Below are 24,546 nucleotides of genomic sequence, written 5' to 3'. Positions count from 1 at the left end.
CCGTGTGGTTGGCCTCCCAGCCGTCCGGGGCTGGGACCGTTGGCCGCCTCCGGCGGCGGGCCGGATTTCGTCCGGCGGACGGAGGGGTGCCGCGTGGGCCCCCTGTCGGCGCGGGCGCCGGGGCGTCGGTCAGGGTCTCCAGGACACGCGGTGTTCGGTGAGGTGGGCCAGGACCGTGTGGTTGGCCTCCCAGCCGTCCGGGAACTTCACGACGGTGCCCAGCTGGACCGGTTCCGTCGACGGGTAGGCGTCCAGGAGGTCGGTCACGCCGGCCCGGCAGACCACGATGCAGGCGTGGCGGTGGCGGGAGGCCAGCACGCAGAGGCGGCCCGTCTCCAGGTGGAAGGCGGTGGCGTCGGGGCGGCCGGAGAGCGGGTGCAGGACCACCGTCACGTCGTACTCGCGGCCCTGGAGGCGGTTCGCCGTGTCCACGGTGACCTCGCTCACGCCCAGCTCGGCCAGCGCCGCGCGGACCGCCGCCGCCTGGTCGCGGTGGGCCGTGCCGACCGCCACCCGGTCGGCGGTCAGGGGCGTGGGATCCGGTGAGCGCTCCGACACGGCCGCGCCGCCCCGGTCGAGCAGCCGCCGGACCACCGTCGCCACCGCCCGCACCGCCTCCGGGTCGGTGCGCGGGGTGTGCCGGGCGGGCAGCTCGAGGAGGCCCCAGCCGGACTCCGCCGCCTCGTCGATCACCCGGTCGGGGCCGGAGCCGTCGGCGGGCACGGAGAAGGAGAGGCGGCGGTCACCGTGGCCGGTGCCGCTGCGGAACGGGGTGTACGGGTAGAACGCGCCGGAGACCAGCGGGGCCGCCGACGCCGGCAGCCGCCAGGAGACCGGGAGACGGTGCTGGGGGAGGCCCGGGTTGTGCGCGAGCAGCGTCGAGACGGCCGAGCCCGAGGGGTCGTACGACAGGCCCGCCCACTGCTCGCTGCCCACGATCGCGAACGGGTCCAGCTGGCCCGGGTCGCCCACGAACAGCGCCCGCTCGAACAGCCCGGCCACCGCGAGCAGCGAGTCCGAACGCATCTGGTACGCCTCGTCGACGATCGCGTGCCGCCAGGGCTCGTCCACCGTGACGTGCGCCCACTTCGCCGCCGTGGACAGCACGACCGGCGTGTCCCTGAGGTCCGCCGCCTTCGCCGACTTGCGGACGTTGGGCAGGTCGTCCAGCGCCTTGTCGTACGGGTCGGAGTCGCTGCTGTGCAGGCGGCCGACCGGAAGCTCCGGGTCCTTCTCGGCGAGGCGCAGCACCAGGTCGTCGACCTGGGCGTTGGTCTGCGCGACCACCATCAGCGGCCGGCCCGCGTCGGCGAGTTCGAGCGCCGCGCGGACCACCAGCGTGGACTTGCCGGCGCCCGGCGGGGAGTCCACGACCACACCCCGGTCGGTGCCGTGCAGGGTGTCGTGCAGGATCGCGGCGGTGGCGCGAGCGGCCTCGGCGCCCGGGTCGAAGGCCGTGGTCGTCGTCACAGGACGTCCTCCTGGGTCATCGCGTCGGCCGGCTCCGGCACGCCCTCGCCGGGCGGCCCGCCGTGCGTCCAGGGGGTCGCCTCCGGGTCGGGCAGCTTCGCCCCGCCGCGCTGCTCGTGCTCGAACAGGGTGAGGGTGAGCCGGTCGCCCTTCTCGGGGACCGAGCCGGGTTCCGGCTCCTTCCCCCGGCCCATCTTGTCCAGCACCCGCAGGACGACGACCCCCGGCGCCTCGTGCCCGACGAACTCCATCGACTGCGGCTTGCCGCCCAGCGAGCGGTACGTCTTCGCGCCCTCGGCCAGCTGCGGCCGGTCCTCGGTGCGCACGGTCACCAGCGGGCGCGGGCTGGGCCGCTTGCCCTCGCTGTACGCCATGACGACATCGAGGACCTCGCCCGCGAACGCCTCCCCGGACAGCCGCCGCCCCGCCATCACCAGCGGGTCGTCCAGCGCCTCCTGGGCGTCGAGCCTGGCCTGTTCGCGCTCGCGGGTGGCCAGCTTGCCGGCGGCGGTGACCGCGTCGTCCCGGCGCGGCTGCGGCGGCTCGCCGGCCAGCACCCGGTCCCGGTGCCCGGTGAACGACCAGCGGTCGCGCGTCCACCGCTCCTCGACCCTGGCCCCCTCCGGCAGCCGGTGCAGCAGGTCCAGGCCGCGCCACACCGCGTCCCAGGTGGGCCGGGTCCGGCTCGCCACCAGGTCGCGGATCTCCCGCTCGGCGGCGGTGAGGATGCCCAGCCGGGTGTCGGCCTGGAGGCCGTCCTCGGCACCGGCCAGGGCGGTGCGGGCCCGGTCGTAGCGCTCGAAGGCGGGCGCGAGCAGCTTGTTGTCGAACGCCGGGTCGGTGGCCGGACCGGCCGGCGGGCACACCAACTGCCCGTCCGTGTCCCGCGCCAGCTCCGCCGTGCGGGCGGCCGCCGCGCCCGTGCTGCCCTGCGGAGGGTCGATCCAGGCGAGCAGCGCGCCCAGGTGCTGGTCCTCGATGCCGGACTGGCCGGTCGCCCAGTGCCGGGACAGCAGGTCCGTCATGGCGAGCAGGAGGGAGGAACCGGGAACCCGGGCACGCTCCCCGAAGTGGGTGAGCCAGCGGCCGAGCAGCGGCACCCGGGGCGGCGCCGGGTAGGGCGCCTCGGGGTCCTGCTCCGCCGTGCGCCGGAACCGCATGGACCGGCCCAGCAGCCGTACGTACTCGACGCCGGCGCGCCCCGGCACGATCAACTGGGGTGCGTCCGCGCACAGTTCGACCTCGACCTTGACCCGCTTGCCGGTCTCCGGGTCGGTCTCGGTGCGCTCGGCGGCCTCCACGGACCCGGCGTAGGAGTCCAGGTACGGCAGGACCACGTCGGCCAGTTCGGCGAGGAAGGCGAACCGCAGGTCACGGTCGCGCGGCTGCGGTACGACCAGCAGCCGCGGGGCGTCCCGGTCGGTGCCGACGAGCGCGCCGAGCGGGGCGCCGGCCTCACCGGAGGTGGTGAGCGGCACGAAGACCAGCGGCTGCCGGGAGAGATGCCGGTGGCGGACGGTCGCGGCGGGCTGCGCGACGCCCGTGCTGACGGCTTCCAGACGGGCGAGGGTGGTGATCAGGGACACGCGGCCCCCTGAAGGGCCTCGGCCCGCAGGGCCGCCGCCCGGCGCAGGGCCGCGACCGCCGGATCGGCGGGGTCGCCGCTCTCGCCGCGGGCCGCCGACAGCACGTCCTCCACGGTGGTGAGACCGCCCAGTTCGGCGCGGACCGCGCGGCCCAGCGCGGTGACCTCGTCGGCCGCGCGGGAGCGCTGCCGGCAGTGGAAGGCCAGTTCGCAGGCGGACAGGCAGTCGGGCGCGTAGGTCGCCGGGACGGCCTCCACGGCCGCCGTGAGCTGCTCGGCCGGCAGGTCCGGGGCGAAACAGGTGCCCGCCGGGAGCGTGCCGGCGATCTCCTCGATCCGGGTGAGCCGGTCCAACTGCCGGGCGGTGACCGCCCGCTGCTTGCGGACGTCCACGGCGGACGCGGTGGGCAGGTTGGAGAAGTCCTTCGGGCAGACCAGCAGCACGTCGTGGCGGACGCGCGGGGACGGGTCGAGCCGGGCCGCGACCGCCTCCAGGGCCAGGACGTACACCGCCGCCTGACGGGCGGCCGCGCCCACCTTCGCCGGGTCGGCCGAACCGTCCAGCATCGGGAAGGACTTGATCTCCACGACCGTCCAGCCGCCGTCGGGGTGCACGACCACCGCGTCCGGTTCCAGGAACGCGGGGGAGCCGGCCACCTCCAGGGCCAGCATCGGATGGTCGAGCAGTGTCCAGCCGCCCGCCTCACCGGCCTCCCGCAGGGCGAGCGCCGTACGTGCCGTACGCCCCTCGGGGCCGATCGCGGACAGGTCGGGCACGGCGGCCCGCTCGGCCGCCTCGGCGCCCGGGTCCAGGTGCGCGCGCACCAGCCGCAGCAACTCCGCGCCGCCGTCCGCCTTCACCTTCGCCTCGAACGCGTTGCCCCGGGTCAGCGCGAACTGCGACTGGCCGAACGCCGACGGCGAACCCAGCGCGCTCGCCAGCGCGGTCTTGTCCACCCCGGCGCCGTCCAGGATCGCCCGCCGGCGGCACCCCGGGTTCGCGGCGAGCGCCGCGAGGGCACGCGCGTCGAGGGCCTTGGCGGGGACGTCGGGGCCGCGCAGCTCAGCGAGCCGGTGCCGGAGCGCCGTCCCCCGCGTCTGTGGGGGCAGCGTCCGGTTCGGCTCCGGAGGCGAGAGAGGACTCGCGCTGCGATGGAATTCGCTCACCCGGCGAAGTCTGGCATCCGCCACTGACAATCGGGGAACCTGCGCCGTCCGAGCGTGCTGCGACGAGCGAGGTGCCCGGGGCGACCCGGACCCGGACCAGCTCCGCGACCCGCGTCACGTACGGCGCGAGCAGGAACCCGGCGCCCATCACGGCGGCACCCGCGACCGCGTCCAGGAAGTAGTGGTTGGCGGTGCCCATCACGACGATCGCGGTCAGCAGCGGGTAGGCCACCCCGAGGACCTTGGTCAGCCGGCTGTTGCCGTACCGCCACAGCATCACCCCGCACCACAGCGCCCAGCCGCAGTGCAGACTCGGCATCGCCGCGTACTGGTTGGTCATGCCGCCCATCCCGCGCGGGGCGCTGGCCTGGCCGCCCCACCAGCCGTACGAGCTGTACTGGGCCATGGTGTCCACGAACCCGTACTTCGCGTCCAGCAGCCGGGGCGGGCAGGTGGGCAGCAGGGTGAAGCCGATCAGGCCGATGAACGTGGACGTCATCAGCCAGGTGCGGGCCCCCCGGTAGATCTCGGAGCGCCGGCGGAACAGCCAGACCAGGATCGCCGGTGTGATCACGTAGTGCAGCGAGGCGTACCAGAAGTCGGCCGGCACACCGAGCCATGGCTCGCGTGTGAACAGCCGGTTGAGCGGGTGCTCGGCGTTCAGACGCAGGTCCTTCTCGATGCGCAGGATCGCCAGACCGTGGTCGACGGCGCTGGCGGTGTTCCCGCGCGCGAGCAGCCGGCCGGCCGTGTAGCAGCCGTACACCAGCAGGATCAGCGGCAGCTCGGTCCACCAGCGCAGCCGGGTTCGCGCAGTCACCTCGGTGCCCGGTTTCTCGGTCTGCGGCATCCGACTGCCTCCCCCTTCTCGTCCCTGTCTGCGCGGCGCCCCGCGGGCCGACCGTGACACTTTACGGTGTACGCGCGCCCGCTCCTGCGGGGCGCTCAGCCCTCAAAGACGCGGAGAGCGCCCGCCGGGTTGCCCGCTGCCCGCGCCTGCCCGGCGGGGGCCCGGCGCATTCCCGGCGAGTTCCCAGCGTGGGCGATGATGGAGGTGTCCCGCTTCCGAATTTCTCCCGAAGGGTTCACCCTCCATGGCACCGCGCATCCTGCTGGCCCGGCACGGACAGACCGAGTGGTCGCTGTCCGGCAAGCACACCGGCAGGACCGACGTACCGCTCCTGGAGGAGGGCCGGCGGGGGGCCAAGCTGCTCGGCGAGCGGCTGCACCGGCCGCCGTACGAAGGTCTCGCCGACGCCGAGGTGCGCACCAGCCCGCTGGCACGCGCGCGTGAGACGTGCGAACTGGCGGGCTTCGGCGACCGGGCCACCCGGTGGGACACGCTGATGGAGTGGGACTACGGGGCGTACGAGGGGCTGACCCCGGCCGAGATCCAGTCCTCCCGTCCCGGCTGGCTGATCTGGCGCGACGGCGTTCCCGAGGGCGAGTCCCTGGCCGAGGTGACCGCCCGCGCGGACGAGGTGGTGTCCTGGGCGCGCTCCGCCGACCGGGACGTGCTGGTGTTCGCCCACGGGCACATCCTGCGGTCGATCGGCGCGCGCTGGCTGGGCCTGCCGCTGGACTTCGCGGCCCGAATCCGGCTCAACCCGACCTCGCTCTCGGTGCTGGGATGGGCGTACGGCGAACCCGCGATCGAGAGCTGGAACGACCTGGGGCACCTGGCGGGCTGACGCCGTCGGCGTGCCCCTTCGGGGGGGCCGCCCTACACGACCCTCGGTGTCGACGCGTGCCGGTCCAGGAACTCCTGCACCCCGCTGGCCCGCCGGTGCGGCAGCAGCACCCGGGCCGTCCCCGCCAGCATCCCCTGGATGCGTGACGACTGGACCTGGTCCAGCAGCTCCAGGACCCGCATCCCCGCCGTCGCCGCCTCGTCAGGCCGCCCCCCGCGCGCGAGGTCGTCGGCCAGCTCCGCCGTGTACAGCGCGATGTTCCTGGTGAAGTGCGGGTCCTGGAGGTCGGCCGCCCGGCGCGCGTGCCGCGCGGCCCTGCGCCAGTCGCCCAGCGTGGACCAGCACTGCGCCTCCAGGCCCTCCAGCTCGGCCTCTCCGTAGAAGCTCATCCACTCGGGGTCGGCGTCCGAGTGGCCTCGCTCGAAGAGGGCCTGGGCACGGGCCAGCGCCTGTTCGCAGCCGGTGCGGTCGGCGAGCCCCGCCCAGCCGCCCGCCTCGCGCAGCGCCAGCAGGGACATCAGGCGGGCCGAGCCCAGCGGGCGCCCGACGCGCTGCGCGGCCTGGGCCGCGCGCACCGCCTCCCGTGGCCGGCCGGCGTCCCGGGCCAGGAACGCCGTGTTGCAGAAGGCGTGCGCCTCGAGGCCCGGGTCCCCGGTCATCCGCGCGGTCGCCAGCGCCTCGGCGTAGTGCGAGCGGGCGTCGTCGAAGCGGCCGGAGTCGTGCGCCAGCCACCCCACGGAGATGGCCAGTTCACCGGCGCCCGAGTGCAACCGCTCGGCGGTCGTCTGCCGGGTGGCGCCCGCGTCAAGGAGCGCGTACGCGGCGCGCAGCGGAGCCGCCGCGCGCCGGTAGAGCCCGTCGGCGCCGTGCCGGTCGTCGAGCAGCCGGATCCGGCGTACGGCCTCCTCCAGGGCTGCCGCGTGCGAGGTCCCGGCACGGCGCACCGGCCGGCCCGCCGCCGTCGCGTCGATGGTGAAGCCCAGGGGGCTCAGCGTGGCGGTGGCGACTGTGGCGCTCCCGCCGGTCATGAATAGGCGACGCAGCACGTCGCTCTCCTCGTAGTTGTCGTGCGTTTCGAACGGGTCCTGCGGGTTCCGCGTCCTGTGCGGTTCATGCGGGTGGTACGGGTTTTGCGGGTCATACGGCTCGACGGCCTCCTCCGTCTCACCCCGGGCGAGGGGGAGGGGCGCGTGGGGCGCGTCCTCCGGCGGCCGTGCCGCGCGTCCGCGGACGGCCGAGCGCGGCGCGAAGCCGAGGTCGGCGAGCGTGCGGCCGGGGAACATGTGCAGGAACACCCGTTCGTACGCGTAGTTCGGGCAGCGGATCTCCCCCGCCTCGACCCGACCGATGTAGCGCGCGTCACAGCTCACCCGCTCGCCGATCTCGCGGGCGGCACGCCGGACCAGCGCGGCGAACTCGGCCGGCGAGTGCCGGCCGCGCAGCTGCCGGAAGGCGAGGTTCGGCCGTACCGGCCGATCGGGCTGCGACGCGGTCGTGGTGGACGACGCCATGGCCGGGTCCTCTCGTGCGAACCGTCGAACCATGCCGGACTCGTGGTGAGTTGTCCGAGTGGACCCCTGATTCCGGCGGGCAAGAACGTACCTGCTGTGTCGGACCCGTGACGCAGGGTTTGGCTACAAACCGGATATCTCATACCTGATCTGCCATGAACTGCCATCCTTTGCGGCTGACTTCCGCCGTAGCCGTTGACGCGGTGGCGCGTTGGACCCCATGGACGGCAAGAGGGCTGCGCGGTGGAGGCCGGGATGGAGACCAGCCAGAGCAACGATCCTCGTACGCCGCCGGACACTTCGGCGGCGGACGATGCGGGATGCGACCTCGTGACGGTGCCGGCCCGGCAGGGCCTGGAGGCGGTCGACATCCTGCGCCGGGGGACCGGGGAGGCGGTGGGGCCCGTGCTCCACGACGACGGGGGCGGCACCCTCGGCTTCGTGGTGCCGGCCGGCACGGCGGCCGGCTGGGACGTTCCCGGCAGCACCTGCACCGGGACCGACGGGCGTGGGCTGCGGCTCAACCCGGACCCGCCCGTCGAGGGCTCCGACTGGCTGCTGCCACCCGGCGAGGCCGACCTCACGACGGACCCGGCGGTGCTGCGCCGGGCGCTGGGAGAGGCGGCGCGGATGATCAGGGCGGCGGACAGCTGCCGCTGACGTACGCGCGGACGCCTGGATTCCGCGCACGGCGGGCACCTGGGAAAATGACCCCATGGGCAAGTCCAGGAACACCCGGCGCCGGTCGGCCGCCGCCGTCGAAGCCGTGGTCGAGGCCGTCGACGGCGGCCTCGCGCAGCTCGTACCCGACCCCGACCGCGGCCGCGCCTGGACGCTGCTCATCGACGGCGCCCCGCAGTCGCACGTCGACCTCGACGACCCCGCGTACCTCTCCTTCGAGTACCAGCGGCGCCTCGGCCACGTCATCGACCTCGTGGCACCGCCGGGCAGGCCGGTGCGGGTGGTACACCTCGGTGGCGGGGCGTTCACGCTGGCGCGGTACGTCGCGGCGACCCGGCCCCGGTCCACCCAGCAGGTCGTCGAGCGGGACGCGGCCCTGGTCCAGCTGGTGCGGCGGGAGCTGCCGCTGGACGCGAACGCGCGGATCCGGGTGCGGTCCGTGGACGCCCGGGACGGCCTCGGCAAGGTCCCGGAGGCCTGGGCGGACCTGGTCATAGCCGATGTGTTCAGCGGGGCGCGCACACCGGCGCATCTGACGTCCACGGAGTTCCTGGACGAGGTGCGCAGGGCGCTCGGGCCGGGGGGCGTGTACGCGGCCAACCTCGCGGACGGGCCGCCGCTCGCCCACCTGCGCGGTCAGATAGCCACCGCCGCTGCCAGGTTCGCCGAGCTCGCCCTGGTCGCCGACCCGGCCGTGCTGCGCGGCAAGCGGTTCGGCAACGCGGTCCTCGTCGCCTCCGACCGCCCGCTGCCCATAGCCGAACTGACCCGCCGGGCCGCCTCCGACCCGCACCCCGCCCGGCTCGAACACGGCAGACAGCTCACCGACTTCACCGGCGGGGCCGTACCCGTGACGGACGAGGCCGCGGTGGCCTCCCCGGCCCCGCCGCCCTCGGTGTTCCGCTGACCCCCGGTCGGTGTTCCGCTGACCCCCGGGTCGGTGTTCCGCCGACTCTCAGAAACGCAACCCGCTGGACAGCAACGGCAGGTGACGTTCGTACAGCTCCGCCAGGTCCTCCTGGCCGTCCCCCTCGACCCAGTGCCGGACCAGCGTGGTGAAGACCGCGATGATCGCCGCGGCGGCGCACCTGATCTCCAGGTCGGAGGCGTCCCGGCCGGTGCGCTCGGCGATGATCTCGGCGATGGCGCGCTCGCTGCGCTCCTGCTCGGCGACGTTGCGGGCGCGGATGGCCGGGTCGGTGAAGGAGATCCGGGTGCGCAGCAGGAGGTCCTCCCGGTCCCGCTGGAGCATCTCTCCCATGGGCCCCTTCAGGGAGTTGAGCACCGCGTCGACGATGGGTTCGCCGGCCGGGCGGTCGCGCAGGGCGGCGGCCAGCGCGGGGTCGTACTCGTCCTGGAGGACCACGTCCTCCTTGGTGGGGAAGTACCGGAAGAACGTACTGGGGGAGACCTCCGCCGCGTCCGCGATCTGGTCGACCGTGGTGGCCTCGTACCCGTGCTCGGCGAAGAGCCGGTAGGCCTCGCGGCGGATGCGCTCGCGGGTCTGCCGCTTCTTGCGCTCTCGCAGGCCGGCGGGTGCGGCGGAGGTCTCGTGCGTCGTCATGCCACCGATTCTGCGTGCTGGGCGGCCGACCGGGCCACCGTACGGGAGCACCCGCGGGAGCAGGCGGCGCGGCCGGGCAGGAAGGCGGCGGCCAGTACGGCTCCGAGCACGGCGATCGTCCCGCAGGCCGTGAGGACCAGGTTCATGCCGTGGACGAAGGACTCGTGCGCGGAGACGGCCAGTCCCGTGTCGTGCAGCCGGGCGGCGACGGCGTCGGCGCCGGACACCGAGTCGCGGGCCGCGTCCGCCGCCGGCGCGGGCAGCCGGCCGGTGTGCAGGCGGGCCAGGTAGCCGTAGCTGAGCAGGCTGCCGAGACCCGCCACGCCCAGCACGCCGCCGAGCTGCTGGACGGTCTCCAGGAGGCTGGTGCCCGAGCCGGTGTTGTCCTCGGGCAGCGCGGACATGACCAGGCTGGTGGCGGGCACGACCGCGAGGCCGAAGCCGAGGCCGGTCAGGCCGAGCCACAGCGCCGTGAAACCGTAGCCGTCCGTGACACCGGTGGTCGCGCCGAGCAGCGCGCCCGCGCCGAGCACGAGCAGGCCGACCGGTACGACGGTGCGGGCGCCGAGCCGTGGGACCAGGGGCTCGCTCGCCGCGGCCGCCGCCATCAGGCCGCCGATCAGGGGCAGGACGCGCAGCCCGGTACCGAAGGCGTCGTTGCCGAGGACGGCCTGGAGGTACTGCGGGACGACGAACAGGATCCCCATCACCGCGAAGTTGACGAAGACGGCGATCAACGTGCCCCACAGGAAGCGGCGGTCGGCGAACAGCCGCAGGTCGACGACGGGGTGCGGGTGACGGCGCTCGCGCAGCACGAACCAGGTCAGCAGGACGGCCGCGAGGGCCAGCGAGGCGAGCACGGACGGGCCGGTCCAGCCGTTCGCGGGGATCAGGACGGTGCCGTAGACCAGTGCGGTGTGCCGAGACCGCCCAGGCCGGTGCCGAGGGCGTCGAACGGTGCGGTCTTCACGCGGTCGGCGTCCTTGGGCAGCAGCCACAGGCCGGCGACCAGGGCGACGGCGGCGACGGGCACGTTGAACAGGAACACCGACCCCCACCAGAAGTGGTCGAGCAGCCAGCCGCCGACCACCGGTCCGACGGGCATGCCGAGCGCGGTGGCCGCGGTCCATACGGCGATGGCCTTGGGCAGCTCCTCCTTGGCGAAGACCCGGGGCAGGATCGCCATGGACAGCGGCATGATCGCGGCGGCGCCGAGGCCGAGTACGGCCCGGGCCGCGATGACCGCCGACGGTGAGCCGGACAGCGAACCGGCCAGCGAGGCGAGGCCGAAGAGGGCGATGCCGGAGAGCAGGAGCTTCCGGTGGCCGAGGCGGTCGCCGAGCAGGCCGACCGGAAGCATCGCCACCGACAGGGCCAGCAGGTAGCCGCCGCCGATCCACTGCAACTGCGCGCTGTCGGCGTGGAGTTCGCCGGCGATGGTCGGCAGCGCGACGTTGATCACGGTTCCGTCGAGGCCCACGATCAGCACGCTCAGGGTGAGCGCGGCGAGAGCGAGCCAGCGGCGGGGGGACTGGGACAGGTCGTGCACGGACATGTGAACCTCCCGAGAGGAGCAACCTAATGAGAGGCTACTGCCAAATGGGAGTCCACTGTCAATATCTAGTTGTCTTTCACTTTCGCTGTCAGTAGACCTCCACATGCGGTGGGCCGTCGTGCCAGGTGCAGAAGACCGTCACCCGGTCCGTGCTCTTGCCGAACTCGATGCGGATCCAGGTCTCCGTCTTCCACACCTGCATCGACCAGCCCGTGCCCGGCGTCGCCGAGACCAGGGTCGCGCTGGTGTCGCCCAGGTCGAAGACCGCCCGGCCGCCGTCGGTGTCGTAGGCCTTCACCTGGCCCGAGGCGGTGGCACCGGCGGTGGCCGACGGGCTCGGGGTGGCCGTCGGGGTGCGGGAGGGGGTCGCGACGGGTGTCACCGACGGGCGCGGGACGGCGGTCCGCGAGGGCGGGCGGGAACTCGGGGACGCCGGCGGCCTGGCGCCCTGCGTCGTCGGGGTGTCGTCCGCCGCCGTGATGGGGAGGGCGCGCGGCGGGTCGTAGGCGGTGCCCGCCATCACCGTGTGGACGCCCCACCACGACAGCGTGACCGCCGCGCCCGTGGCGAGCAGCCAAGCCAGTACGTGTACGAGTCCTCTGCGCATCGCGGGCCATACTGCCTCAGCGGCGGCGCCCAGCGCACTCGGCCCGAGTTATCCACAGGCCCCGACCGGCGCCCGTCGCATGGCGTACGGTGCGGCGCATGGCAAGTGTGCTCGTGGTCGAGGACGACCAGTTCGTACGCTCGGCGCTCATCCGGCAGCTGACCGACGCCTCGCACACCGTGCGCAGCGTCGGTACGGCACTGGAGGCGCTGCGCGAGGTCGCCCATTTCCGTTTCGACGTGGTCGTCCTGGACCTCGGACTGCCGGACCTGGACGGCTCCGAGGCCCTGAAGATGCTGCGCGGGATCACGGACGTACCGGTGATCATCGCCACCGCGCGGGACGACGAGGCCGAGATCGTAAGGCTGTTGAACGCCGGCGCGGACGACTATCTCACCAAGCCGTTCTCCGTCGAGCACCTGTCGGCGCGCATGGCGGCCGTGCTGCGCCGGGCCCGGTCGGGCGGCGGTGAACCCGCCCCGTCGAGTGTGCTGCGCGTGGGCGGACTGACTGTCGACCCGCTGCGCAGACAGGCCGAGTTGGACGGCGCCCGGCTCGACCTGACCCGGCGTGAGTTCGACCTGCTGGCCTTCCTGGCGGGCAGGCCGGGTGTCGTCGTACCGCGCAGGGAACTGCTCGCGGAGGTCTGGCAGCAGTCCTACGGTGACGACCAGACGATCGACGTCCATCTGTCGTGGCTGCGCCGCAAGCTGGGCGAGACGGCGGCCCGGCCGCGTTATCTGCACACACTTCGGGGGGTCGGCGTGAAGCTGGAGCCACCGGGCGGGGAAGTGAGGCCGGTCGGATGAGATGGGCTCTGGTCAAGGTCTGTCTGGCGGTCACCGCGATGGTCGTGGTCGCCTTCGCGGTCCCGCTCGGTCTCGTCATCAAGGAGATGGCCCGCGACCGCGCCTTCTCCAACGCCGAGCGGGAGGCCGCCGCCGTCGCCCCGGCCCTGTCCATCACCACCGACCGGGACAAGCTGGAGCGGGTGGTGGCCTCGGCGGGCGCCGACCGGGGCATGGCCGTGCACATACCCGCGGCCGGCGGCGGCCCCGCCGTCGACATCGGGCGGCAGCGCGCCGCCGACGGGGACATCGCGACCGTACGGAAGCTGGGGCGGGCCTCCACGACGGAGGTGGCCGGCGGGTCGACCCTGCTGCAACCGGTCGCGCTCGGCACCGGCGCCATCGCGGTCGTCGAGGTGTACGTGCCCGAGTCCGAGGTGACCAACGGGGTCTCCACGGCCTGGGGGGTGCTCGCCGCCGTCGGCCTGGCGCTGATCGTCGGCTCGGTCGCCGTCGCCGACCGGCTGGGCGTCCGGATGGTGCAGCCCGCCCAGCGACTGGTCGAGGGCGCGCACGAACTGGGAGAGGGCAAGCTGGGGGCACGGGTGCCCGAGGAAGGGCCGACGGAACTGCGGCTGGCGGCCGTCGCGTTCAACTCCATGGCCGACCAGGTCGTACAACTGCTGGCGAACGAGCGGGAGCTGGCGGCGGACCTGTCGCACCGGCTGCGCACCCCGCTCACCGTGCTGCGGCTGAACGCGGCCTCGCTCGGGGACGGCACCGCCGCCGAGCAGACCCGGGCCGCCGTCGCCCAGTTGGAGCGCGAGGTCGACACCATCATCCGTACCGCCCGGGAGGCCAAACCGCAGACGGCGGCCGTCGGACCGGGCGCCGGGTGCGACGCGGCCGAGGTGGTGCGGGAGCGGATGGGCTTCTGGTCGGCGCTCGCGGAGGACGAGGGCCGCAAGTGGCGGGTGGCCGGGGTGGACCGGCCGGTCCGGATACCGGTGGCCCGCGCGGACCTGGCGGCCGCGCTGGACGCGCTGCTCGGCAACGTCTTCCGGCACACCGCCGAGGGCACCGCCTTCGCCGTCGACGTGCACAACGCGGAGGACGCGGTGATCGTGCTGGTCTCGGATGCCGGGCAGGGCATCCGCGACCCGGAGGCGGCGATGGCCCGCGGCCGCGGTTCGGGGGCGGCCGGGTCGACCGGGCTGGGGCTGGACATCGTGCGCCGGCTCGCCGAGTCGACGGGCGGGGACGTGCGGATCGGCTCGTCGGTGCTCGGCGGGACCGAGGTCCGGATCTGGATCCAGCTGGGCGGCCGGCAACCGGAACGCAAGGGACACCGGGGCGCGGTGCGGCGGCGCCGTTCGCGCAGACAGGAAATGGTCTCGACCTTTAATCGCTCCCGATCCCTTCCTTAAGCGCACCCTAAGGTCTTCGACAGCCGTCCCTATCAGGCCGTTTGTCCGGTTCCCGGTCGCTAGCGTGCTGCCGCACCCCACCCCATTCGGCAGGCGAAGGCAGGCACGCGCATGAGCACGCACCGGCGCAGAATCAGCAACAGGAGCAAGGCGATCGGCGGTCTGGTCGCGGCGGCCGTCGTCGGCGGCGGCGCCCTCGTGTTCAGCGGCATCGCGCAGGCCGCCGGGGTCGGCGCCGCGTACACGAAGACCAGCGACTGGTCGACCGGGTACACCGCGCAGTACGTCGTCACGAACAACAGCGGTGCGACGGAGAAGAACTGGACCCTGGAGTTCGACCTGCCGGCCGGCGCGAAGCTCAGCTCGCTGTGGAACGCCGAGTCGAGCGTGAGCGGTCAGCACGTCACCGTGAAGCCGGCGAAGTGGGACACCGACGGCCTCGCGGCCGGCAAGTCGGTCACCGTCGGCTTCGTCGTGAACGGCAGCGGGGACCCGACCGGTTGTCGCATCGACGACGCGAGCTGCTCGACGGGCGGTACGGCGACGCCTGAGCCCAGCGGCCGCCCCACGCAGTCCCCGACCCCGACACCCACCCCCACTCCGTCCGCGACCCGGACACCGACCGCGACACCGACCGCGACGCCGACCCCCACGGCTTCCCCCTCCCAGAGCACCGGCACCGGATCCGGCACCACCACCTCCGCCGGCTTCGCGCCCTACGTCGACACCTCCCTCTACCCGGCGTTCGACCTGCTCGCGGCCGTGGACGCGACCGGCGTGAAGAACTACAACCTCGCCTTCATCACCGACGGCGGCGGCTGCACCCCCAAGTGGGGCGGGGTGTCGGACCTGTCCAGCGACGCGGTCGCCGCCCAGATCGGCGCGCTGCGCGCCAAGGGCGGAGACGTCCGGGTCTCCTTCGGCGGCGCGTCCGGCTCCGAACTCGCCACCACCTGCTCCTCCGCGGACGCGCTGGCGGCGGCGTACGGCAAGGCCGTGGACGCCTACAAGCTGACCAAGGTCGACTTCGACGTGGAGGGCGGCGCGCTGCCCAACACCACGGCGAACACCAACCGCGCCAAGGCGATAGCCAAGCTCCAGGCGAGCCACCCGGGCCTGGACGTCTCCTTCACCCTCCCGGTGATGCCCGAGGGCCTCACCCAGGACGGCGTGAACCTGCTCTCGAACGCCAAGGCCAACGGCGTGCGGATCAGCACCGTCAACATCATGGCGATGGACTACGGCGCCTCGTACAACGGTGACATGGGCACCTACGCCACCCAGGCCGCCACCGCCACCCAGGCCCAGATCAAGAGCGTCCTCGGCCTCTCCGACGCCGCCGCCTGGAAGTCGGTCGCGGTGACCCCGATGATCGGCGTCAACGACGTCTCCACCGAGATCTTCAAGGTCGACGACGCCACCCAGCTCGTGGACTTCGCCAAGTCCAAGGGCCTCGGCGGCCTCTCGATGTGGTCGGCCACCCGCGACAAGCAGTGCGCCGGCGGCGCCAAGCCCACCGCGGACGCCACGTGCAGCTCGGTCGTCCAGAACCCGTACGCCTTCTCGAACGCCTTCAAGGCGATCGGCTGACGCACCGCTGACACCCCCCGCACGTCCGTGGTCCGGGCCGTTCGAACCGGCCCGGACCACGGACTTCCGCCGTACCGCTAGAAGACCCCCGGGCCGCCGAACCCGCCAGGTCCGCCCGGACCGGCCGGCGGGGGCGGCCCGGGATGGTGGAAGCCGTCGAGGAGCGCGTCGGCCAGGAGCATGCCGCCCACCCCCGCCGCGCCCGCGACCAGGGCGGTCTTCCACCACGGGGTGCTGTACCAGCCGCCGGGGACGGCGCGCCCGGCGACCGTGCCGCCGGGGTAGTAGTAGGGAGTGCCCGCGCCGGGGCGGTCCGCGGACGTGTACGTGCGGCCGTCCACCGTCACCTGCCGGCCCGCCGCGGCGGTGCCCGTCGGCGGCAGGGCGGGGCCCGGGTCGAGGCCCAGGGCGGTACGGGCCGCCCGTACGTGGTGCAGGCCCTCCACCGCGGTCTGGGTCACCAGCGCGTACTGCGCCGGCGTGTACGCCGTCGCCAGCTGGGCCTGGGCCGCGCGATGCCGTTCCGTCGCGTCCGCCAGCGCCTGCCGGGCCGCCCGGTCGTCGCCCCCGTTCAGGGTCGCGATACCGCCGCCGAGCCGGTCCACCCAGCGAGTGGCCTCCGCGCCGGCGTCGGCGGCGAGGTCCTGCCGCGCCGTCGGGCCGGGACCGGCCGCGGCCTGGTGCGGGCTCCTGGCGGCGAAGGCCACCGCCCCGGCGACGACCAGCGCCAGCACCACCAGCGCGATGAGACCCATGATGACGTCCTCCGATGCCCCGAGGTTCGATCCGGGGTGCGATCCGAGGTTCGGTCACCTCGTACGGACCATGAGACGCCGGGGAGTTGAGAGGCCGCTGATCGTCGGCTGAGCGGTTTCTGTGAGGAGCGGGGGGAGGGGGGAGGGGGCGCGGCACCCCCCAAGGGCCGCGCCCCCGGCTCTCAGGCCGCCGCCGGCCGGGCCGGCGGCAGGGTGCCCGTGCGGGCCGCCTCCGCGTACCAGTGCGCGGAGGCCTTCGGGGTACGGGCGAGCGTCGCGTAGTCGACGTACACCGCGCCGAACCGCTTGCCGTACCCGTACGCCCATTCGAAGTTGTCCATCAGGGACCACAGGTAGTAGCCGCGCACGTCCGCGCCGTCGGTGATGGCGCGGCGCACCGCCGCGAGGTGGCCGTGCAGATAGGCGATGCGCTCCGGGTCGTGGACGGTGCCGTCGGGGTCGGGCTTGTCGTCGTAGGCCGCGCCGTTCTCGGTGATGTAGAGGGCCAGCCCCGGGGCCTCGCGGCTGTAGCGCATGATCAGTTCGTGCAGGCCGGTCGGGTCGATCGTCCAGCCCATCTCCGTGCGCTCGCCCGGCGTCTGGTGGAAGGTGACGTCGTCGGCGCCCGGCCAGGGGGAGTGGGTGCTGGAGCCGTGGCCGTCCGCGCGCGGGCCGCCCGCCGCGCCGGCCGCCGCCGACACCAGGGCGGGCGTGTAGTAGTTCAGCCCGAGGGCGTCCAGCGGCTGGTGGACGGCGGCCAGGTCGCCGTCCAGGACGTACGACCAGTCCGTCACCGACGCCGTCGCAGCGAACAGCGACGGAGGGTACGCGCCGTGCAGGATCGGGCCGTGGAACACCCCGTTGGCCAGGTCGTCGATCTTCCGGACGGCCGCCAGGTCCGCCGGGTCCTGCGAAAGCGGACGCACCACCGAGGAGTTGAGGCTGATCGCGAGCCGGTTGCGGGCCGGCATCACCGAACGCAGCGCCGAAGTACCGAGGCCGTGCGCGAGGTTGAGGTGGTGGGCGGCGCGCAGGGTGGCCGCCGGGTCGGTACGGCCGGGGGCGTGCACGCCGGAGCCGTAGCCCAGGAAGGCGCTGCACCACGGTTCGTTGAGGGTGATCCAGTGCTCGACCCGGTCGCCCAGCGCCTCGCCGACGATCCCCGCGTACTCGGCGAACCGGTACGCCGTGTCCCGCTCCGGCCAGCCGCCCGCGTCCTCCAGCTCCTGCGGCAGGTCCCAGTGGTAGAGGGTGATCGCGGGTTTGATGCCCGCGGTCAGGAGTTCGTCGGTGAGCCGCCGGTAGAAGTCCAGGCCCACCTGGACGGCGGGGCCGCGGCCGGTCGGCTGCACCCGCGACCAGGAGACCGAGAACCGGTACGAGCCCAGGCCGAGCTCCGCCATCAGCGCCACGTCGTCCCGGTAGCGGTGGTAGTGGTCGACGGCGATGTCACCGGTCTCGCCGCCGGCCGTCTTGCCCGGCGTATGGCTGAAGGTGTCCCAGATCGACGGGGTACGGCCGTCCTCCCGCACCGCCCCCTCGATCTGGTAGGCGGAGGTCGCGGCACCCCAGAGGAAGCCCGCAGGAAAGGTCACGGTCAGCGGTTCGGTCATGGAAGCGCTCCCATGGGTCGGTGACCCCCCATTATGCATGGGAGCGCTCCCACAACAAACCCCGCAGGCCACAGCCCGGCGAGCACACGCAACCCGACGGCGGGGCGGCGCAACAGGCCCCGTAAGGGGCGCGGGGAACTGCGCGATCAACCACGACGGAGCCGCGGCCGACGGCGGCAGGGGCTGGGCAGGCGGGTGGCGTGATCCGCAGGGCGATGCAACGGGCCCCGTAAGGGGCGCGGGGAACTGCGCGACCAGCCACGACGGAGCCGCGGCCGACGGCGGCAGGGGCTGGGCAGGCGGGTGGCGCGATCCGCCGGGCGGCGCAACGGGCCCCGTAAGGGGCGCGGGGAACTGCGCGATCAACCACGACGGAGCCGCGGCCGACGTCGGCGGGGGCTGGGCAGGCGGGTGGCGTGTTCCGCAGGGTGGCGCAACGGGCCCCGTAAGGGGCGCGGGGAACTGCGCGATCGGCCACGACGGAGCCGCGGCCGACAGCGGCGCGGGACGGGCCGGCGGGTGGCCGGTGGTGCGGCTCCGGGCGGCCGGGGACGGCCGGCCGCCCCGCACCCTCGGTCCGCCCGTGAACCGCTTCGTTCACCTTCCGGCGCCCGTCCCCGCCGCCCCCCGTTCCGTGCGGGAAATCCCCGGCAACGCCCCCTCGGAGCCTGCGACTTCTGTGGCCCCTGGGATCACCGCACCGGTGACCTGCGTGATTCCTGCGTGCGACGGGCCGGTGTCCGGCCGGCGAAACCCCGCGGGGCGACACATTCCCGTGACGCGCGGAACACGCTTGGGCAACAACGCCGTTTTCAAGTCTTGACAGCTGGCCCGGCAGGAACCAGTCTTCCGGCATGCCGCGTGGGAGCGGTCCCACGGTTGGTCGGGGGAACGTCCCCCGTGTGCACCGAACCACCCCATGGTCCTTCCCTCTGTCGTCACCGCACCCCGTTGACCAGCACCTTTTCACCGCACACCCGAGTGCTGTGGGCCGGCCGCTGCTCGCACCGAGAGGGCAGGTCCGGACCGTCGGACCCCGGCGGTCTGATTCCTGAGATCCCGTTCCCCACTGGAACAAGGAGTAGTGGAATGCGCATCACCCGTACCGGCGGTCGTGGCCGCAGAGCGGCGGCCGTGACCACATCGGTCCTCGCCGCCTCGGCCCTGCTGCTGACCGGTTGCAGCAGCGACAGCGACTCGGACAGCTCGGACTCCAACGGGAACATCACTCTCAAGGTGGCCGACTTCGGCCAGTTCGGCTACAAGGAAGCCGACCTGTTCGCGAAGTACCACAAGCTGCACCCGAACATCACGGTGAAGGAAGAGACCACCGCGAACGAGCAGGACTACTACCCGAAGCTCCTTCAGCAGCTGAACACGGGCAGTGGCCTGGCCGACGTCACCGGCATCGAAGTGGGGCGCATCAAGGAGGTCGCCGACACCCAGGCGGCCAAGTTCACCGACCTGAGCAAGACGATCGACGTGAACGACTGGGTGTCCTGGAAGGAGAAGCAGGCCACCGCCAAGGACGGCACGGTCATAGGCGCCGGCACCGACATCGGCCCGATGTCCCTCTGCTACCGCAGGGACCTCTTCGAGAAGGCGGGCCTGCCCGCCGACCGCGACGCCGTCGCCAAGGCCGTCGCGGGCGGCTGGGAGGACTACCTCAAGCTCGGCGAGCAGTACAAGAAGAAGGCCCCGTCCGGGACTTACTTCATGGACTCCGCGAGCGCCATGTACAACGCGGTGGTCAGCTCCTCCGCGCAGCAGTACTACGACGCCGACGGCAAGGCGATCTACAAGGACAGCCCCTCCGTGCAGCAGGGCTGGAACCTGGCCGCCGAGGCCGCGTCGAAGAAGCTGACCCAGGGCCTCGCGCAGTTCACCGACGCCTGGACGGCGGCGCTGCGCAAGGGCACCGTGGCGACCGTGGCCTGCCCCGCCTGGATGGCCGGCCAGATCTCCACCAACTCCGGTGACGCCTTCAAGGGCAAGTGGGACATCGCCAAGGCGCCCGGTACGACGGCCGCCAACTGGGGCGGCTCCTTCCTGGCCGTGCCCAAGAGCGGCAAGCACACCAAGGAGGCCGCCGAGCTCGTCAAGTGGCTGACCGCGCCGGAGCAGCAGGCCGAGGTGTTCAAGGCGATCGGCGTGTTCCCGTCGAACAAGGGCGCCTATGACCTCGCCAGCGTGAAGAGCGCGACGCTCCCGTACTTCAACGACGCGCCGATCGGCCAGATCTACGCCGACGAGGCCAAGTCCATCCCCGAGGCGGTGCTCGGCCCGAAGGACGCGACGATCAAGGACACGATCTCCACGCAGATCAACAACATGGAGCAGCGGGGCACCAAGCCCGCCGACGCGTGGAAGGCCGCGACCGAGGCGATCGACAAGGTGATCGGCTGACAACCGCGGTGCGGGTGGCCCGCCGGCCGCCCGCGCCGCGCTGTGGCGTGCGGGGCCGTGCGGCCGCCACCGCCACCGCCACCGGGCCCCGTCCCGCCCCCGGTCACCGGGACCGGTGGGCGGGGCTCCGTACCGGGCCCCGTCGGCACCGGCGGCGGTCCGCGCCGTGGTGTCCGGCACGTGGGTAGGACGTGCCGGACACCACGGCGCGGTGGGCCCCGGGCCGGCGGAAGGTCCGGTGCCCCACTGCCGGCCGCCGGCAGCCGCCCGTTCGCGGCGGAACCCGACGACGCAGCTCGCCCCGCCTGGCCCGGCCCGCCCTGATCCAGTCCGCCTGGTCCCGTCCCGCCTGGTCCAGTCCGTCTGGTCCAGTCCGTCTGGTCCAGTCCGTCCGGGTCCCGTCCCGCCTGGCCCAGTCCGTCTGGTCCAGCGGCCGGGGGAGTCCCCTCCGGTCCAGTCCCGCCTCGTCCCGCCCCCGTTCCCCGGCCGATCCCCCAGGAAGGAAATCCCCCGTGGCAACGACGACACCCACACGGGGTGCCCCCACCCCGCCCGCCGGCGGTTCCGGTACCGCGCCGAACGGACGCGGCACCTGGCGCAGCCGGCTGTGGCGCTTCGACGACCTCGCGTCCCCGTACGCGTACATCGCCCCGTTCTTCCTCGTCTTCGGTGCCTTCGGGCTCTACCCGCTCCTCTACACGGGCTGGATCGCCCTGCACCGGGTGGAGATGACGAGCCTCAGCACCTCGGAATGGGTCGGCTTCGACAACTTCACCAAGATCCTCCAGGACTCGGAGTTCTGGACGGCGGTCACCAACACCTTCCTGATCGGCGTCATCTCGACCGTCCCGCAGCTGCTCGTGGCCCTGGGCCTCGCCCACCTCCTCAACTACAAGCTGCGCGCCAGCACGTTCTGGCGGACGGTCGTCCTCACCCCGTACGCCACCTCGGTGGCGACCGCGGCCCTGGTCTTCGCCCTGGTCTTCCGGGCCGACGGCGGCATCCTCAACTGGGTGCTGCACTTCGTCGGGATCGGCAACACCGACTGGGGCAACGGGGAATGGACCTCGAAGATCGCCATCTCGGTCATCGTGATCTGGCGCTGGACCGGCTACAACGCCCTCATCTACCTGGCGGCCATGCAGGCCGTGCCCACCGACCTGTACGAGGCCGCCTCCATCGACGGGGCGACCCGCTGGCAGCAGTTCCGCAAGGTGACCATCCCCTCGCTGCGGCCGACGATCCTGTTCACCATCGTCATCTCGACGATCGGTTCCATGCAGCTGTTCGGTGAGCCGCTGCTGCTCCAGGGCGGCACGCTCGGCTCCACCGGCGGCAACGAGCACCAGTACGAAACCCTCAGCATCTACCTCTACAACTACGGCTGGAAGCTGGGGCATCTCGGTCCGGCCGCGGCGGTCGCCTGGGCGATGCTCGCCCTGCTGCTGCTCATCGCCCTGATCAACTTGATCGTCGGCCGGTTCCTGCGCAAGAACGCGGCCTGACGGGAGCGATATCGATGACCACGACCAGCCCCACCAACACCGCGCCGGACCTCGACCCGAGGCCGCCGGCCGCCGCCCCGGCCAGGAACCGCGTACGCCTCAAGCTCGGCGCCGGACAGCAGCTCAAGGGCGGCCCTCTCACCTATCTCGCCCTGGTCGTCGTCGGCCTGGGCTCGATCTTCCCGCTGTACTGGACGCTGGTGGCCGCCTCGCACGACCAGCAGCGCGTCCTCGACAGCCCGCCGCCACTGCTGCCGGGCGGCAGGCTGTGGAGCAACCTCCAGACCGCCTGGGAGCAGGCCAACCTGGGCAAGGCCATCGTCAACAGCGTGATCGTGTCGGGCTGCATCACCGCGGCCACCCTGTTCTTCTGCACGCTGGCCGGCTATGCCTTCGCCAAGATGCGGTTCCGCGGCCGGGGCGCCCTGATGACCGCCGTCATCGCCACCCTCACGATCCCGCCGCAGCTCAGCGTCGTCCCGCTGTTCATGATGATGGCGGACATCGGCTGGGGCGGAAAGCTGGAGTCGGTGATCTTCCCGACCCTGGTCGGCGCCTTCGGTGTCTTCTTCATGCGCCAGTACCTGCTGGAGGCCCTGCCCTACGAACTCATCGAGGCGGCCAAGGTGGACGGCGCGACCAACATCCGCATCGTGTGGAACGTGGTGCTGCCCGCGGCCCGGCCCGCGATGATGGTGCTGGGCATGCTCACCTTCGTCCAGGCGTGGAACGACTTCTTCTGGCCCTTCCTCGCCCTGAACCAGGAGAACCCCACCCTCCAGGTCGCACTGGGCCAGCTCAGCGCCTCCTACACCCCGGACCAGAGCATCGTCATGGCCGGCGCGCTGATCAGCACCCTGCCGTTGCTGCTGGTCTTCGTGATCTTCGGCAAGCAGATCGTCGGAGGCATCATGGCGGGCGCCGTCAAGGGCTGACCCCGGTCGCCGTCGCTCCGTCCCGTCGTACGGCCACTCGTACGGCCCGTCTCCCCCGCGGGCCGTACCCGGCCGGGCGCCCGCGCAGCAGGACCCCGCAGCAGGCCCCGCACCCGGACCTCGTCCGACTCACCTCGGCCCGCTTGCCCCATTGCCCCCTTGCCCCTCTTGCCCCCCTTCCCACGTCACTCCGGGAGCGTTCCCACCATGACCGCCGTACGAACCGAGCCCACCGCCCAGTCGGCCTCCCACACCTCCTTCCCGCCCGGCTTCGTCTGGGGGGCCGCCACCGCCGCCTACCAGGTGGAGGGGGCCGCCGCCGAGGACGGCCGCACCCCGTCCATCTGGGACACCTTCAGCCACACCCCCGGGAAGGTCCGCAACGGCGACACCGGTGACATCGCCGCCGACCACTACCACCGGTACCAGGGCGACGTGGCGCTGATGAAGGACCTCGGCCTCAAGGCCTACCGGTTCTCCGTCTCCTGGTCCCGGGTGCAGCCCACCGGCCGCGGACCCGCCGTCGAGCGCGGCCTGGACTTCTACCGGCGGCTCACCGACGAACTCCTGACGGCGGGCATCACCCCCGTCGTCACCCTCTACCACTGGGACCTGCCGCAGGAGCTGGAGGACGCGGGCGGCTGGCCGCAGCGGGACACCGCGTACCGCTTCGCCGACTACGCCGAGATCATGGCCCGCGCCCTGGGGGACCGCGTCGGCGTGTGGACCACCCTCAACGAGCCCTGGTGCAGCGCGTTCCTGGGCTACGGCTCCGGCGTGCACGCCCCGGGCCGTACCGACCCGGCGGCCACCCTGCGCGCCGCGCACCACCTGAACCTGGCGCACGGCCGGGCGGTCGGCGTGCTGCGGGACAACCTGCCGGCGACCGCGCAGACCTCCATCACGCTGAACCTGCACGAGGTGCGCCCGCTGACCGACAGCGCCGCGGACGCCGAGGCCGCCCGCCGTATCGACGCGGTCGGCAACCGGATCTTCACCGGTCCGATCCTGGACGGCGCCTACCCGGAGGACCTGCTCGCCGACACCGCGCACCTCGTGGACTGGGCGGAGCTGGTGCACGACGGCGACCTCACCGAGATCTCCCGCCCGGTCGACCTGCTCGGCGTCAACTACTACTCCCCGACCGTGGTCTCCGCGGCCGTCGAGGGCGGCGCAGGCACCCGCAACGACGGCCACGGCGCGAGCGACCACTCGCCGTGGACGGGCGCCGACGACGTGACCTTCCACCTGGCCAACGACCAGGTCACCGCGATGAACTGGGCCATCGACGCGAGCGGTCTGCACACCCTGCTGACCGGGCTCGCGGCCTCGCACCCCCGGCTGCCCCTGATGGTCACCGAGAACGGCGCCGCCTTCGACGACTACGTCTCCCCCGAGGGACGGGTGAACGACCCGCAGCGGATCGCCTACCTGCACGCGCACCTGGAGGCCGTCCGGCAGGCCGTCGCCGACGGCGCGGACGTACGCGGCTACTTCCTGTGGTCCCTGCTCGACAACTTCGAGTGGTCCTACGGCTACTCGAAGCGCTTCGGCGCCGTCTACGTCGACTACGGCACCCAGCGCCGCATCCCCAAGGCGAGCGCACACTGGTACGCGGACGTGATCCGCCAGAACGCGCTGCCGGCCGCCGGTGAGCAGGGCTGACCCGGCACTCTCCCCGGGGGACGACGGGGCC

21 protein-coding genes are annotated in these 24,546 nt (G+C 73.1%); 10 read left to right on the top strand and 11 right to left on the bottom strand.

Annotated elements, in window-relative coordinates:
• Window positions 1–129: 129 nt before the first annotated feature.
• Genes MB828_RS19095 through MB828_RS19080 form a run of 4 tightly spaced genes read right to left on the bottom strand, consistent with a single transcriptional unit; the run spans window position 130 to window position 5,072 of the window.
• Window positions 130–1,470, bottom strand: a complete 1,341-nt coding sequence (locus tag MB828_RS19095; protein ID WP_301649270.1) for an AAA family ATPase — start codon at window positions 1,468–1,470, stop codon at window positions 130–132.
• Window positions 1,467–3,056 (bottom strand): hypothetical protein, encoded by a 1,590-nt coding sequence (locus tag MB828_RS19090; RefSeq protein WP_133021732.1) that lies wholly within the window; start codon window positions 3,054–3,056, stop codon window positions 1,467–1,469. The genes MB828_RS19095 and MB828_RS19090 overlap by 4 nt, the downstream gene beginning before the upstream one ends.
• Window positions 3,047–4,165: a hypothetical protein gene (locus MB828_RS19085; RefSeq protein WP_301649295.1), complete on the bottom strand. Its 1,119-nt coding sequence runs from the start codon at window positions 4,163–4,165 to the stop codon at window positions 3,047–3,049. The genes MB828_RS19090 and MB828_RS19085 overlap by 10 nt, the downstream gene beginning before the upstream one ends.
• Complete coding sequence (locus MB828_RS19080; RefSeq protein ID WP_133021733.1) at window positions 4,119–5,072, bottom strand: phosphatase PAP2 family protein; 954 nt, start codon at window positions 5,070–5,072, stop codon at window positions 4,119–4,121. Before MB828_RS19080 ends, MB828_RS19085 begins: the two co-directional genes overlap by 47 nt.
• Window positions 5,073–5,316: 244 nt before the next feature.
• Here MB828_RS19080 and MB828_RS19075 point away from each other — a divergent pair, with 244 nt between their 5' ends.
• Window positions 5,317–5,913 carry a histidine phosphatase family protein gene (locus MB828_RS19075; protein ID WP_301649269.1) on the top strand — a complete coding sequence of 199 codons (597 nt, stop codon included), beginning with the start codon at window positions 5,317–5,319 and terminating at the stop codon, window positions 5,911–5,913.
• Window positions 5,914–5,945: 32 nt separating this feature from the next.
• Here the strand turns inward: MB828_RS19075 and MB828_RS19070 are convergent, their stop codons facing one another.
• Window positions 5,946–7,424: a hypothetical protein gene (locus MB828_RS19070; protein ID WP_301649268.1), complete on the bottom strand. Its 1,479-nt coding sequence runs from the start codon at window positions 7,422–7,424 to the stop codon at window positions 5,946–5,948.
• A 255-nt stretch (window positions 7,425–7,679) separates the two neighbouring features.
• On the opposite strand from MB828_RS19070, the gene MB828_RS19065 reads away from it, so the two are divergent.
• Together MB828_RS19065 and MB828_RS19060 are read left to right on the top strand one after the other, a co-directional pair.
• Window positions 7,680–8,084, top strand: a complete 405-nt coding sequence (locus tag MB828_RS19065) for a hypothetical protein (RefSeq protein ID WP_301649267.1) — start codon at window positions 7,680–7,682, stop codon at window positions 8,082–8,084.
• Between the two features lie 55 nt (window positions 8,085–8,139).
• Window positions 8,140–9,012, top strand: coding sequence for a spermidine synthase (locus MB828_RS19060; protein WP_301649266.1), 873 nt, complete (start codon window positions 8,140–8,142; stop codon window positions 9,010–9,012).
• 48 nt (window positions 9,013–9,060) lie between these two features.
• Here the strand turns inward: MB828_RS19060 and MB828_RS19055 are convergent, their stop codons facing one another.
• From MB828_RS19055 to MB828_RS19040, 4 genes are all read right to left on the bottom strand, one after another.
• Window positions 9,061–9,669, bottom strand: coding sequence for a TetR family transcriptional regulator (locus MB828_RS19055; protein WP_301649265.1), 609 nt, complete (start codon window positions 9,667–9,669; stop codon window positions 9,061–9,063).
• Window positions 9,666–10,529: an MFS transporter gene (locus tag MB828_RS19050; protein WP_301649264.1), complete on the bottom strand. Its 864-nt coding sequence runs from the start codon at window positions 10,527–10,529 to the stop codon at window positions 9,666–9,668. Before MB828_RS19050 ends, MB828_RS19055 begins: the two co-directional genes overlap by 4 nt.
• Window positions 10,530–10,558: 29 nt before the next feature.
• On the bottom strand, window positions 10,559–11,224 hold the full coding sequence (locus tag MB828_RS19045) for an MFS transporter (protein ID WP_301649263.1): 666 nt from the start codon (window positions 11,222–11,224) through the stop codon (window positions 10,559–10,561).
• A gap of 88 nt (window positions 11,225–11,312) precedes the next feature.
• Window positions 11,313–11,831: a hypothetical protein gene (locus MB828_RS19040; protein ID WP_301649262.1), complete on the bottom strand. Its 519-nt coding sequence runs from the start codon at window positions 11,829–11,831 to the stop codon at window positions 11,313–11,315.
• Between the two features lie 98 nt (window positions 11,832–11,929).
• Between MB828_RS19040 and MB828_RS19035 the strand changes: the two genes are divergently transcribed.
• The 3 genes from MB828_RS19035 (at window position 11,930) to MB828_RS19025 (ending at window position 15,636) form a co-directional block, all read left to right on the top strand.
• Window positions 11,930–12,640, top strand: a complete 711-nt coding sequence (locus MB828_RS19035) for a response regulator transcription factor (protein ID WP_206306345.1) — start codon at window positions 11,930–11,932, stop codon at window positions 12,638–12,640.
• Entirely contained in the window at window positions 12,637–14,046 is a 1,410-nt protein-coding gene (locus MB828_RS19030) for a sensor histidine kinase (RefSeq protein ID WP_301649261.1), read from the top strand. Before MB828_RS19035 ends, MB828_RS19030 begins: the two co-directional genes overlap by 4 nt.
• Window positions 14,047–14,157: 111 nt before the next feature.
• Window positions 14,158–15,636 (top strand): glycoside hydrolase family 18 protein, encoded by a 1,479-nt coding sequence (locus tag MB828_RS19025; RefSeq protein ID WP_301649260.1) that lies wholly within the window; start codon window positions 14,158–14,160, stop codon window positions 15,634–15,636.
• 77 nt (window positions 15,637–15,713) lie between these two features.
• Here the strand turns inward: MB828_RS19025 and MB828_RS19020 are convergent, their stop codons facing one another.
• Window positions 15,714–16,391 carry a hypothetical protein gene (locus tag MB828_RS19020; protein ID WP_301649259.1) on the bottom strand — a complete coding sequence of 226 codons (678 nt, stop codon included), beginning with the start codon at window positions 16,389–16,391 and terminating at the stop codon, window positions 15,714–15,716.
• 182 nt (window positions 16,392–16,573) lie between these two features.
• On the bottom strand, window positions 16,574–18,004 hold the full coding sequence (locus MB828_RS19015; RefSeq protein WP_301649258.1) for a GH1 family beta-glucosidase: 1,431 nt from the start codon (window positions 18,002–18,004) through the stop codon (window positions 16,574–16,576).
• A 1,089-nt stretch (window positions 18,005–19,093) separates the two neighbouring features.
• Between MB828_RS19015 and MB828_RS19010 the strand changes: the two genes are divergently transcribed.
• From MB828_RS19010 to MB828_RS18995, 4 genes are all read left to right on the top strand, one after another.
• Window positions 19,094–20,410 (top strand): ABC transporter substrate-binding protein, encoded by a 1,317-nt coding sequence (locus MB828_RS19010; RefSeq protein WP_133021745.1) that lies wholly within the window; start codon window positions 19,094–19,096, stop codon window positions 20,408–20,410.
• Between the two features lie 512 nt (window positions 20,411–20,922).
• Window positions 20,923–21,915 (top strand): carbohydrate ABC transporter permease, encoded by a 993-nt coding sequence (locus MB828_RS19005; RefSeq protein ID WP_046731583.1) that lies wholly within the window; start codon window positions 20,923–20,925, stop codon window positions 21,913–21,915.
• 14 nt (window positions 21,916–21,929) lie between these two features.
• The gene (locus MB828_RS19000) at window positions 21,930–22,850 is read left to right on the top strand and encodes a carbohydrate ABC transporter permease (protein WP_133021747.1); all 921 of its coding nucleotides are present in this window, start codon (window positions 21,930–21,932) and stop codon (window positions 22,848–22,850) included.
• Between the two features lie 207 nt (window positions 22,851–23,057).
• Complete coding sequence (locus MB828_RS18995; RefSeq protein WP_301649257.1) at window positions 23,058–24,515, top strand: GH1 family beta-glucosidase; 1,458 nt, start codon at window positions 23,058–23,060, stop codon at window positions 24,513–24,515.
• The last annotated feature ends 31 nt before the right edge of the window (window positions 24,516–24,546 follow it).

The organism is Streptomyces arenae (genome assembly GCF_022343545.1).
Lineage (GTDB): Bacteria > Actinomycetota > Actinomycetes > Streptomycetales > Streptomycetaceae > Streptomyces > Streptomyces humi.
The sequence above is the reverse complement of the archived record's forward strand: the minus strand, read 5'-3'. Positions and strand labels throughout refer to the sequence as shown.